The organism is Echinicola arenosa (assembly GCF_014841125.1).
Classification (GTDB): domain Bacteria; phylum Bacteroidota; class Bacteroidia; order Cytophagales; family Cyclobacteriaceae; genus Echinicola; species Echinicola arenosa.
This window is the reverse complement of record NZ_JACYTQ010000008.1, coordinates 67454-79546: the sequence shown is the minus strand read 5'-3', so window position 1 is coordinate 79546 and position 12093 is coordinate 67454. Positions and strand designations below refer to the sequence as shown.

Annotated in this window: 14 protein-coding genes and 1 pseudogene; 5 read left to right on the top strand and 10 right to left on the bottom strand. The window is 38.9% G+C overall.

Annotated elements, in window-relative coordinates:
- Nucleotides 1-61: 61 nt before the first annotated feature.
- The 3 genes and pseudogenes from IFO69_RS18540 to IFO69_RS18530 all read right to left on the bottom strand — a co-directional run bounded on the left by IFO69_RS18540 (nucleotide 62) and on the right by IFO69_RS18530 (nucleotide 2434).
- The gene (locus tag IFO69_RS18540; RefSeq protein ID WP_192011633.1) at nucleotides 62-886 is read right to left on the bottom strand and encodes a LytTR family DNA-binding domain-containing protein; all 825 of its coding nucleotides are present in this window, start codon (nucleotides 884-886) and stop codon (nucleotides 62-64) included.
- A 117-nt stretch (nucleotides 887-1003) separates the two neighbouring features.
- A pseudogene (locus IFO69_RS18535) lies at nucleotides 1004-1366 on the bottom strand (glyoxalase superfamily protein); the annotation flags it as partial.
- 249 nt (nucleotides 1367-1615) lie between these two features.
- The gene (locus tag IFO69_RS18530; protein WP_192011631.1) at nucleotides 1616-2434 is read right to left on the bottom strand and encodes a DUF3658 domain-containing protein; all 819 of its coding nucleotides are present in this window, start codon (nucleotides 2432-2434) and stop codon (nucleotides 1616-1618) included.
- A gap of 98 nt (nucleotides 2435-2532) precedes the next feature.
- On the opposite strand from IFO69_RS18530, the gene IFO69_RS18525 reads away from it, so the two are divergent.
- Nucleotides 2533-2703, top strand: coding sequence for a hypothetical protein (locus IFO69_RS18525; protein ID WP_192011630.1), 171 nt, complete (start codon nucleotides 2533-2535; stop codon nucleotides 2701-2703).
- 584 nt (nucleotides 2704-3287) lie between these two features.
- On the opposite strand, the gene IFO69_RS18520 is transcribed toward IFO69_RS18525, so the two are convergent.
- The 7 genes from IFO69_RS18520 to IFO69_RS18490 all read right to left on the bottom strand — a co-directional run bounded on the left by IFO69_RS18520 (nucleotide 3288) and on the right by IFO69_RS18490 (nucleotide 7826).
- Nucleotides 3288-3758, bottom strand: a complete 471-nt coding sequence (locus IFO69_RS18520) for a hypothetical protein (RefSeq protein WP_192011629.1) — start codon at nucleotides 3756-3758, stop codon at nucleotides 3288-3290.
- 2 nt (nucleotides 3759-3760) lie between these two features.
- Nucleotides 3761-4042, bottom strand: coding sequence for a hypothetical protein (locus IFO69_RS18515; protein ID WP_192011628.1), 282 nt, complete (start codon nucleotides 4040-4042; stop codon nucleotides 3761-3763).
- 295 nt (nucleotides 4043-4337) lie between these two features.
- On the bottom strand, nucleotides 4338-4745 hold the full coding sequence (locus tag IFO69_RS18510) for a cupin domain-containing protein (protein WP_192011627.1): 408 nt from the start codon (nucleotides 4743-4745) through the stop codon (nucleotides 4338-4340).
- Nucleotides 4746-4747: 2 nt separating this feature from the next.
- Nucleotides 4748-4981 carry a toxin-antitoxin system YwqK family antitoxin gene (locus IFO69_RS18505; RefSeq protein ID WP_192011626.1) on the bottom strand — a complete coding sequence of 78 codons (234 nt, stop codon included), beginning with the start codon at nucleotides 4979-4981 and terminating at the stop codon, nucleotides 4748-4750.
- Nucleotides 4982-4998: 17 nt separating this feature from the next.
- Nucleotides 4999-5889, bottom strand: coding sequence for a helix-turn-helix domain-containing protein (locus tag IFO69_RS18500; protein ID WP_192011625.1), 891 nt, complete (start codon nucleotides 5887-5889; stop codon nucleotides 4999-5001).
- Between the two features lie 579 nt (nucleotides 5890-6468).
- Nucleotides 6469-6996, bottom strand: a complete 528-nt coding sequence (locus IFO69_RS18495; protein WP_192011624.1) for a hypothetical protein — start codon at nucleotides 6994-6996, stop codon at nucleotides 6469-6471.
- Between the two features lie 479 nt (nucleotides 6997-7475).
- Nucleotides 7476-7826 carry a winged helix-turn-helix transcriptional regulator gene (locus tag IFO69_RS18490; RefSeq protein ID WP_192011623.1) on the bottom strand — a complete coding sequence of 117 codons (351 nt, stop codon included), beginning with the start codon at nucleotides 7824-7826 and terminating at the stop codon, nucleotides 7476-7478.
- Nucleotides 7827-8039: 213 nt separating this feature from the next.
- On the opposite strand from IFO69_RS18490, the gene IFO69_RS18485 reads away from it, so the two are divergent.
- From IFO69_RS18485 to IFO69_RS18470, 4 genes are all read left to right on the top strand, one after another.
- Complete coding sequence (locus IFO69_RS18485) at nucleotides 8040-9056, top strand: LLM class flavin-dependent oxidoreductase (protein ID WP_192011622.1); 1017 nt, start codon at nucleotides 8040-8042, stop codon at nucleotides 9054-9056.
- A gap of 141 nt (nucleotides 9057-9197) precedes the next feature.
- Nucleotides 9198-9944: an NADPH-dependent F420 reductase gene (locus tag IFO69_RS18480; protein WP_192011621.1), complete on the top strand. Its 747-nt coding sequence runs from the start codon at nucleotides 9198-9200 to the stop codon at nucleotides 9942-9944.
- 7 nt (nucleotides 9945-9951) lie between these two features.
- Complete coding sequence (locus tag IFO69_RS18475) at nucleotides 9952-11214, top strand: NtaA/DmoA family FMN-dependent monooxygenase (protein ID WP_317173488.1); 1263 nt, start codon at nucleotides 9952-9954, stop codon at nucleotides 11212-11214.
- 77 nt (nucleotides 11215-11291) lie between these two features.
- Entirely contained in the window at nucleotides 11292-11954 is a 663-nt protein-coding gene (locus tag IFO69_RS18470; RefSeq protein ID WP_192011620.1) for an NADPH-dependent F420 reductase, read from the top strand.
- Nucleotides 11955-12093 lie beyond the last annotated feature (139 nt).

Here is a 12093-nt window from a genome sequence, read left to right as displayed (position 1 = left end):
GAAAATAAGCCTGTAGGGTATTACTATACTGAACAGGACATTTTAAAAGCTGAAGCGGACATTAGCTTTGCCACCAGTTTCTAAATGCTGTGGCTTTTGTTTTTGGAATAAAAATGTCCTCACCATTAAAGTTTTTCAAAACCACCTTTAAGCGTCTAGTGGCAGTAGGTTCAATGTTTTCAATGGCATCCCGGTGAACAATGAATTGCCTGTTTAGCCTGTAAAAGAATTGCTTTGGGAGTTTGGCTTCCCAATCATTTAGGGTGCCATTTTGAAAGAATTGTTTGTCTTGGGATGTGTGTAACCAAAGTGTTTTTTCTGTACTACGGATAAAGGAAATATGATGAACGGGAATCAGGTTTTCTTTGGTTCCTTCCAATATTTTTACATTTTCTACAGATGTGGTTTTAGTGGATTTACTTCGCAAGTTTTTTTGATAGGCAAATGAAATATAATTGAGATAGAAAAGGAGGTTGATGATGAATAGGTACAAGAAGGAGAGGGGCAACTCTAAAACTAGAATGCCGCTTTGACGGATATTGATATCAATTGCTTGGAGATAAATTACTTCAAGCCCAATGGAGAAAAAAAGGGGTGCTAGTATGCCCAACAACACCTGCCAAGAATTTCGTTTTTTTAAATCTTTTCCCCAAGGATGTTTTTTGTCAAGATAGCGGGTTAACCAAGCCAAATAGAACCCAGTTATGGAAGCAGCAAAGATGGAAAACACCACATCCCATTTGAAAGAGGGGAGTTGGATCAATGTTTTAAAATCATTGTCATTGGCAAAGAAGATGAATGATATACCGAGTATTGGGTAGATGATCCATCCCAGTTTTCGGTCAAAGTAAGTAGGGGCTGGGTTTTTATGAGAATCTTTTAGCATTACAAATTCATTTTACAACCTGACCAAAACGTTTTTAGGTCAGGCTGTATCATTATATTTCTCCTTAATTCAGTCATGGATTTTACGGATAAACAAATACAGCAAGACTACTTTACATCATGTCTCAAAGAAAATCAGTCTGTTTCCAAATGGATCCGAAAGACACAATTCATATTTTGCCCAAGGTGGTTCATTGATTCCTGGATTCAAAAACCGATAGTTTTTTGTCATTAACTCCCTATGGTAACCTTTAATGTCATCGCACTCAATCCTGATGAAAGTACCTGGTGTACCGTCTCCATGATGCTCAGACAGGTGCAAAACACAATTGTCTTTTGATATTTGCATGTATAAGGGCATACCCTCTTCAAAACGGTGCTCCCAGTCTACTTTAAACCCTAAGTAGTCAATATAGAACTCTCTGGATTTTGTCTCATCAAAAATTCGAAGAATGGTGGTGGCTTGATTAAATCTCATTGGGGTATCAGTTTGGTGTGCCCATTATAAATATCATCTTAACAAGATACCACAATAATCAAGAGCTTTAAAAACCACTTATGATCATTCTTCTTTCAATGGTTAAAATGAGAAAGGGCTGTAAACCGAAACATCACTCACCATAATGGATATTTTCTAATAAGTGCGGTTTGGAATGGTTGTTAGTTTAAAATCAATTCCCTAGTCATATGGCTTAAGCAAAATACTTTCCTTACCCATAACTTAATTGGCCTAGGCCGGATTTAGTGTATTAACATAAGTGTTTTTCTTCACCTCGTAGTCTCTAATGTCAATCAGTTTTCCTTTAGACGCTATTTTTCCATCTGTAGACAATTTTTTTAACCTCCAGTTCAAATAGTCATCTCCAACTTCAAAATCTATATCTACCAGCGTTTCTCCAATTATTCTTGCTGCCGGTTGAAAATTCTCCTTACAATGAGATAGTAAGCAAGAGTCGAAATAATCCGTTTCTTCCATTTTGAGCTGTCCACTATTATCACAAATCCATAATTCTCCATTTCCTGATTTTACTTTATCCCATATCGTTAGGTAATTTTGAAGGTTACCTTTTTCAATTGGCTCAAATTGTTCCAAAAGTTCTTTAACCTGAAAGGATGCAGTTTCTTCCAATGATTTGGGATAAATAGCTGCTCCATGTATAGACCTTACAGGAGTATTGAAATTGGCAACTAAAATAGGTTTGTCGAACAGAAATAAATGATTGATCAGTCTTGCTGTACTTATTCTTTCAGAAGCATAATAGCCTGTCCAAATAAATACTTTATTAATGTTTTCTACATTTTTAAGCATCGACTTCAGACTTATTAAGTCATTTTCTATCGGGGAATTTGGATGGGCACCATGAATTTTTAGAAACCAGTTTTTCCTTTTTGAAATATTTTCATTTACATCTATATCACAGCTGGGCCCAATGTTTAGTTTATCTTCTAAGCTTATTACCTGACTGTTGCTCAGATCAATTGCTTTACTGTCCATCAACGTTCTCTTACCTAACTGTCCAAATACGATATGAATGTTTTCTTTTTGCATGTTGGCTTCGTATTTTTTAATACCATCAAGGAGGCTGAAATAATCATAGCCTCCAGATGGGAAGTTTATGTTTGATGCTTATTAATTGTAATTAAATTATGAATATAGACCATAAAGTTGATCGTTACAAAGGTAAAAGAAACAGCGGAGCAGGGGTGGAGCAGATCACTTCAAAGGTTAGCCGAAGCAAAACAAGTGATAATTTGCGCAAAGGGATTCATGCGTGGAGCAAGGAGGTGAAATTTCCCTACAGGCAAGAAATAAAATGATAGTGCAATCTAATGTCTCAAAAAGCTTAATTCTTACTTTTTTACCCTCCAAAAAGGGGAGTTCCCTTATAGCAGTCTTGGGGATACCTTGGGGTCTAGTAGTATATACGTTCCCTTTTGGCTATTTTCCTATAAATCATGGTATTTTACCAATAAAGAAAGGTTTTGAATACCGATTGGAAACAAAATGTAGCTTGTTTGTAATGAAGGTCTTCTGATAGGGGTTTTAAAAATTTCAATTGCTTTATATTTTGGTAGTTATAAAATTTAAAAAATTCATATAAATCAGCAATCACATCCGTATGGATCAGCAGTGTATCCAAATATTCACCTTGGTTAAAATTTGGTTTACTTCGGTCTTCTGACATCTGGTTTATCTGGCAGTTAGACAAGATACTAACTATTTTAACAAAGTATTTAAGGTTAATGGCATCATTGTCGATAATCAGATTTTTTTATTTGGCCACAGATGAAAAGGATGCACACAGATTTCAAATTGATAGATTATCCAACCTGTGATTCTCAATATTGTTTAGCTTCAAAAGGCTAAATTAAGAAAAAGCTGTTCCCATACTTACCGAAGTTTAGATTCCTAATTCTTCTTTTTTTCTCTTTATCAATCCACCCATTTCACTCCAGTCCCACGTGAAAACGATAAATTGAGCTCCCCACCTTGTCGTGTTGAAAAGAAAATAGTCCCCGTAGTTTTTAAGTCTAAGTTTGTATAGAGGTGGAAAAATGGTCGGCACCATTTTTACTGTCTCAACGTCTAGCCAGTTGAACTCGATTACTTTGTCTCCCTTTATAATTTTAATTTTTTGATTGTTAAGTTCAACTACAACAAGTTTGTCAATGTACAGAAATGGTATGAGTCCAACGAAGATTCCTGTCAAAACAAAAATCACCGTTGTCCAAAAGTCCGGTGCTCCGGGTTCTCCATTAAATGTCGCGTTCTCAGGATCCAAATGTGCGATTAACGGAATCGCTATAAAAAAAAGTCCCACGACAAATGGGAGGTATTTGAATGTGTAAAAAACTGTTCTGTCGCTCTCCATATTTAGTAGTCCAATTTGTTTTCTTTATTTTCTTTTTCAATCATTTCGTCTAAAATATAGCTCTTCAGGACTTTTGTTTGGTCAACTGGCTCACCTTCCCATTCAGTTATTCTGAAGTCCCACATGACACTTCCATCATAGTATTTTTCAATTTCAATAAACGGCAATAATCTTGGGCTCTCAGTTATCCAAAAGACTCCTTCTCCACCAGCATATGCGCCTACTGGCTTGAAATTGGCATTGAATAGTCGTCCACCTACGGTCTCGAAGTAAAAGCTTTTCATTTTAAATGTGTCCCACGCAAATGGATTTATCAAATTAAGTCCGACTAGTCCGTAAACCACAATTGAACAAAGAATCGTCAATGTTCTTAGGGAAAACTGTTAAAGATATATCAGACAGGAGAACTGTAGCTAAATATACAGTCGTAAAAAGTGTCAATATGATTTGTCTCCTGATCGTCATTTGTTTAATTACCGCCAATGGGCATATAGCCGCATGTTGTCGTTTTGTAGCGACCGAAGGGGGCGCATAAATGGTCTCGGGTATGAAACGTAGGGCATTTCAAGCGGTCCGTTTTTATTTATTTTCTTCAAACCACTTTACAATGGATGGCATATTTCTCTCAAATCCACCGGGAATAAAGAAATTGAGAACGCCACATTTTTCATTTGTTTTATTGGCAAAATCGTGAATGGTTCTGGCTGGGATTCTTAAAAAAGTGCCTTTTTCTATATTATGCCATTCATCACCAACCAATATAGAAGTGGTTCCTTCTATGCCATAGAATATCTCGTCATTTTCTTCGTGTAAATGTGCACCTGGTCCTTCAGAATTGGGTTCAAGCCACCACTCGGAAATACTATATTTATTATCGGTTTCATTTTCATCTGCCTTAAACACAGCTTTCATAGTACCGCATTGGTAAGTTCTACCTTCGCCAGTTTTTAAGAGTAATTTATCGGTGTGATTGTGCTTATGTTCCATTGTTATCGTTTAGTTACTTTATAAGGGTTTCCTTTGTCGTCATAAGTTGTCCATTCACCAACTGGTTCACCGTTTACGAAATGTCCTGAACGCTTAACTGTTCCGTCTATTCGAAACCATTGCCAATAACCTTCGGGTTTTCCTTCAATTATTTTTCCTTTCGACCAAATGGTCTTACCGTTAGCGTGATATTTTATGGTGATTCCATCAACAATTTCTTGCTTTTTCTCTTTCATTTTTTGTTGGTGCTTGGTTATTCAATTATAGTGATACCTTCCAATTTCGCACCGTTGCTTTTTAAAAATGCAAAAGTTAATTTGTCCACTTTACAGTCTATAAGCTCAACTTTGTTAAATTTTCGGTTGTGTTTGAAAAACGTGTTCAAGATTGTTGCGTTTTCGAACTTAACGCCTTTAAATGAGCAATTTTCAAAAGAGCAATCTTCAATATTGCCGCCAAAGGTTATTTCAGACAAGCCAGTGTTTTTGAAAGATGTATGTTTCAATACAGCACTCTCAATTGAGTTCTTTTGAAAGTTTGAGTTGATAAACTCTGCTCCCGATAGATTTGATTTGTCAAAGTTGCAGTTTTTAATTTCACTTTGCTGAACTTCTGCGTCTATCAAACTGGTTTCTTTGAAAGTTGATTTAGAAATTTCAGAAGTATTTATTTTTCCGTTTCTGATATCCGATTGAGAAAAATCACAATCTGTAATTCTATTTCCCTTTAACGTTAAACCTGACAGGTCGGACTTAATGAATTTGCATTTTTTGATATTGGATGAACTGAACTTATCCTTTAGGCCTTTCAGTCCTGAAAAATCGGCATCAACCCAATTTCCTTGAGACATATCCCAATTCCAATCAAAACGTTTTTTTATTTCTGCACCTAAATTTTCGAGTGGTTGTTTTTCTTTAGGGTTAATTTCAGTAGTTGAAAAATTTTCTGAAAAGTAGTTCAAGTCAACTCCAAATATTTTTGCAAGGTTGTTTAATGTGGTTATGTCAGGCATAGATTCGCCACGTTCCCACTTGCCAACTGCCTGTGGACTGATTGCGATTTGCTGGGCAAGCTCTGATTGTGAAAGATTCGCTTTCTTTCTTGCTGTGGCAATTTTATTGCCGATTAAATTTGAATGTAACATCTTTTTTTGTTTAATCTGATTATCCGCAATGATGCCAGTAACCTTAAATCCTTTGCTTAAAGTGGTCAGAAGTTTGAATCCTGAAGACCGAAGCAGTTGATATTTTAATCAAAACGAACATTTCGACTCGTTTTTAACCTTTACTGGTGCAATTGCGGATATACATTTTGTTTAAAATTTGATGCTTCAAAGATATTTTCAAGTCTGTCCATTGGTCAAATTTCAGCCGCTACTTAAAGTTGTAAGCTTGTTACATTTGGTTGTTTTCTGACAACCTTCAGTTGTTTTTAAGTCTAGTAGTCTATTTTTATTCTTTTTTCACTTGTTTGTTGTCTATGTCTTGGTTGTAGTCGGTCTTTTTATAATGCCCATTGTCAGTTTATGCCGACCGGAGGGAGGTATAAACTGACAACTTTTTAATCTAATTGGACACCTCGTTTCCATCAAAAAATCCTGACTCAATCCCCATAGGAACCTCTCCGTACACGATAGCCATCGGTACCGTGCAACACCGGTTTCATGGTTCTTGCTACGCACGCGACGAAAACCTAGTTGTTATGCGTAGATTTTCTTTTTACGTCAGTGCATACAACCCACATAAATGTCCGCTTTGATTTTAAATGCTTTTTTCTCAATATTATGTATCACAGTCAATGCACTGTCCGCACTTTTTTCTGTTTCGTAAATGCCTGTCACCAAAGCAATAGTTTTTTCGCCTGCTGGTCTTTGGTAAAAGTCCAAGTATTCTAAACTCAAATTATCCGATGGAAAACGTCTTGGGAAATAGTTGCCTGCATAAATTTCATTTTCGTCATTGTCGGGCAATGCGATAAGATTTTTGGTCTTGTTGTAAAACCGTCCTATTGTGTCAATTTGAATATTCAGTTTCTTGTTTATGTCAAACATTTTTTTACGAAGTATAGAATAGTCAAGGCTTGTATCTGCAACTACCACAAAAAATGTAGCATTATTGTAGCCGGTAGTTTCTTCCAATTGTTTATTATTTGTCAAAGCAGCGGTCTGTAAACTGGCGGTTGTTTCAACTTTACTTGTTTGGGTTTCAACATTGTTTTTGTCAGTCGGAGTTGTCCCACAAGCAGTCAACATAATTGTCAATATTATGTAAATGTGTCGTGTCATAAATTAACGAATAATGGGCGGGCGGCTAAATGCCATATTGTGAAAAGATACAAAGTATCTTGAAACAATATGGCATTTAGCCGCATGTGTGTGCCGAGCATGGGCATCAGGTATCGAAGATACCAAATTATTCCAGAGGGTGAAATGCCTGTGCCGATAACTATCGGTATCCCTTATGTGCGGGAGTAGTTTCCCGAAGCATTAGCAAGTCGCAACCAAAATACCACCAAAAAGCAGGCAAAAAAGCCGCTCAGGTACCGGATTTTTTAAGCTCCAACCTCCAAAAATACAAATGGGGAAAAAGCTTTCCCCATAATTATCCCTTTCCCAGCACCATTCGTTCAACACTGCATTCATGCCTGCCCGCCATAGGAGGGTTCGTCCGTTCCGGCCACATGAATGCTTAGTTGTTGGCTATAGTTTTTTATTTAGGCTTCTCTAATCCTTTACTCTTTATTAAATATCTTCCTTTTGTGATTGATCCCCCAATCTTTCAGCGCAAAGATTATCGGGTTTAAGGTGTCCGCATAAGGGGTTAATTTATAAGAGATTTTTACCGGATAATCGTCAATGACAATCCTTTTGATCAGCTGGTGTTCCTCCAAATCTTTAAGCTCCTTAGCCAACACTTTTGGTGTCAATCCATCGATGCTATCCTGAATATCCGTAAATCTTTCGTTCCCAATACCTACTGAAATAATGATAGGTAATTTCCATTTGCCATTGATTACCTCTAGTGTATCCCGCACGGGTCTCACCGTATCCAGACAATTATTATATCCTTTTTTTACTGCCATACGTTTTAAACTATCGCTTTCCTTTAGGAAAGTGCTTTACAAAGGAAAGTTAATTTTGGTAAATTTGCAAGAGAAATAATAAAGCAGACGATATAAATAAAATAGTGCTGTTTTAACCCTTTTTACAAAATAATAGATACATCGAAGAATCAGATGCTATTGGGGATTATCAAAAGAATTTCTTAAGTACAGGTAAACAGGATTTCAGGATATATGAATAAAGCAAAAATAGAATACTCCATTTTAGAGCTGGCCGTAGTTTCGCAAGGAGATACTATAAAACAGACATTGAATAATTCATTGGCGCTGGCAAAAGAGGCGGAAGCTTTAAACTATAAACGTATTTGGTTCGCGGAGCATCATAACTCAGATAATATTGGGAGCAGCGCTACCTCCGTACTTATTGGCTACATTGCAGAAAACACCCATAGCATACGAGTAGGTTCGGGAGGTATTATGCTTCCCAACCACTCTCCCTTAATTATAGCTGAACAATTTGGTACCCTGGCGCATTTGTATCCAAATCGGATTGATTTAGGTCTGGGCCGAGCACCGGGTACGGATCCTCAAACTGCCAAAGCTATACGATCTGATTTTATGCAGGCTGCACATTCATTTCCCGGGGAAATAAAGAAAATCCAACAGTACTTTTCTCCGGAAAATAAAAGTTCGTCTGTAAGGGCAACCATCGCTGAAGGTACAGATATACCCTTGTATTTATTAGGTTCCAGTACAGATAGTGCTCATTTAGCAGCAAAAGAGGGCTTGCCTTATGCCTTTGCGAGCCATTTTGCATCCACACATTTACATAATGCATTAAGAATTTATAAACAGGAATTTCAACCTTCTGAATTTCTGCAGCAACCTTATACAATGGCAGGAATCAATGTGTATGTAGGCGATACCGATGCAGAAGCCGAGCGAATGTTTACCAGCTTAATAAGGATGTTTATGTCGGTCTTAACAGGGGGAAGAGAGCCCCTACAACCACCAACAGGACTGACGGATGAACTGATAGGAATGTTTAACCACCCTTCCTTACACCAAATGCTGAAATATTCTTTTGTGGGAAGCAAACAGACCGTGAAAAGCCAGGTTCAGGCTTTTCTTGATGAGACCGGAGTGGATGAACTGATAGTGGTATCTACAGCCTACTCTTTAGAAGATCGGTTGAAATCGGTTAGAATGTTTGCAGAAATTATGATGGAGATGAATCAAGAAATTAAGTAGGGCTGAAACTTGATCCAGATAATTATCGAATCCCTTTTTTACAGTCATACGTTTTAAATTATCGCTTTCCTTTGGGAAAGTGCTTTACAAAAGAAAGTTATTTCTATTAATTTTGCAATATATTAAAAAGATAAAAGTGATATGAGAATAGGAATTTTAGGAGTAGGTAGTATAGGGAAAACCTTGGCATTAAGACTACCTAAGGCAGGACATGAAGTAGAAGTAGCCAATTCAAGAGGTCCGGAATCTATAGATGAAGCAACCCTTGCTACAGGGGCAAAGCCTGTTACCGCTGAGCAAGCTGTGCAGGGTAAAGATGTCATCATCTTATCGATACCTTTAAATCGAATTCCGGAGATCAAATCACTTCTTGCCGAAGTGTCAGAAGATGTAACTGTAATAGACACCTCTAACTATTATCCGTCTCGCGACAACAAAATTGCTTCTATTGACGAAGGTCAAGTAGAAAGTTTGTGGGTAAGCGAACAACTTGGGCGACCTATTGCCAAGGCTTGGAATGCCATTGGTTATATTTCTTTTGAAAAAAGTGGAAAACCCGCCGGAAGTCCGGATCGTATCGCTATTCCTATCGTAGCAGATCGCGACCAGGATCGTAAAATCACTATGCAATTAGTGGATGAGACCGGATTCGATGCTTTCGATGCAGGTGCGCTCGCTGATTCTTGGAGACAGCAACCCGGAGCTCCTGTTTATTGTACAGATCTTTCCCTGCAAGAAATAGAAGAATTAATTGATACTGCGGAAAAAGAACGATTGCCAAAGCGCAGGGATTTGGCTGTTACGGCAATTTCAGAGCGCATAGATGGTAAACCACAGGCCTTGAATAATGAGTTCTTAGTAGGTCTCAACAGGATTTTATATATGTAATCTCCATATGAAGGATCGTACTAAAAAAATACTGGTTGCCATGCATCTGGGTAATGGCTATGGCTCCCAACCCGGAGCCTGGCGCATGCCGGGAGTAGACCCGGAAAGCTATGCGAACTTTGACGTCATGGTAAAGCAGGCGCAGGCAGCCGAACGTGGTAAACTGCATTTTCTGTTTTTCCCTGATGGGCCTACTACTGAAAGAGACATAGCAACCCAACCTCCTGGCCCTAATCTCGATGTGATGATGACCATGGCGGCCATCGCTCGGGAAACGAAACGGATTGGGTTGGTCGCAACCGGTTCTACAACATTTAACGAACCATATAATCTGGCCAGACATTTTAAATCGCTGGATGTGATGAGCCACGGCAGGGCGGGATGGAATGCTGTTACATCGAGCACCGATGATACAGCAGCCTATTACGGCAGGAGGATTCCATCGAGTGAGGAGCGCTATGGCCGAGCCCATGAGGTGATCCAGCTGATGCAGGCACTTTGGGGAAGCTGGGGAAAGGATGCCTGGGTCCACAACAAAGAAAATGGCGAGTTCACAAAGAAAGGAGCTATCAATGCCATTAATCTGCAAGGTGAATATGTAGGCGCTAGCGGACCGCTTTATGTTCCACCATCAGCGCAAGGACAGCCTGTGATTGTTCATGGCGGTGGAAGCCCTAATGCCCATGAACTTGCAGGACGTTTTGCCAACGTAGTGATTGGGTCTACTTTCACTATTGAAGATGCACGAGCTCAGCGTAAAGCGTTCAGAGATGCAGCAAAAAGGTATGGTCGTGATCCTGATGAGATTAAATTCTTTGCAGGTATCATGACGACCATTGCCAAAGACAGGCGTACCGCTTTGGATCGCAGGATTCAGTTAACGGAAGGTCATTTCTCGGAAAGAGTGGCTTACCTGCAACGCATGTTGGGTACTCCTCTTAATATCAATCGATTGAACGAACCGCTAACCCAAGCACAGTTAACTAATGCACGTCCGTCTCCTTATGACCCCAGGTCTGCTTATGCACTGAAAATTGCAAAAGAAGGCTGGAGTCTTCGCGATATTATCGCCCATGGTGTTATTGATTACCATCCGGTTATCGTTGGGCCGGGTGTCGAAGCTGCCGATCATATGCAGGAGTGGTTTGAAGCAGATGCTGTTGATGGATTTTGGATTTTACCAGATATAAATGCAGATGGCATTGATGCCTTTGTAGATGAAGTGGTGCCTATTTTACAGGAGCGTGGTTTGTTCCATGAGGATTACTAAGGGAAGACATTTCGAGCCAATCTGGGAGTGCCGGATCAGTATGGCATTGATCCTAGAATAATGAATCATAAAAACAAATGAGAATAGGTATAATTGGTGCCGGATTGATGGGTAAAACGCTGGCTCAGAAATTAAGCAAAAAGGGACATCAAATAGTAATTGCCAATTCCAGAGGACCACATACGATCGATGTCGCAGATCGTACAGGCATCAAAGCAGTTAAACTACAGGATGCAGTAGTAAACGTAGATGCTGTTATACTCTGCATCCCTTTCGGGAAGATTCCGGAATTACCAAAGGATTTGTTCAGTCAGCTGGAGACAGTGATACCGGTGATCGATATTACTAATTATTTTCCATCCCGACATGGTGTAATTGAGGAATTAGAAAATGGTAAAGTACACAGCGTTTGGGTTGAGGAGCAAATTGGCCGACCGGTAGTTAAAACTTTCAGCACTATTATCGCACACAGTTTTGTGACGGGTGGCCTGCCGAAAGGAACACCGGAAAGAATAGCCCTGACGGTATCAGGAGATGGTAAAAACGGGGTAGAAACAGCCATGCAACTGGTAGAGGATACGGGATTTGATGCCTTTGACGCAGGTTCTATTGTAGAATCCTGGAGGCAACAACCCGGAAATCCGGCTTATTGTACCGATCTCACTTTGGAAGAACTCAAGCCAGCTCTTGCTAAGGCTGATGCAGAAAAAGCCTTGGTTACAAAAAAGTTGGTCATATAGAAGATGAAAGATTGGACCGATGAATATATGGAGATTATCCTTAAGGGGAATTATTCTGATAATTTTAAAGATGAGGGGGTAAATATTTATCGTGCTTTGAATGGTTATCCGCCAAAATAATGTTGTGATGGACTATTAG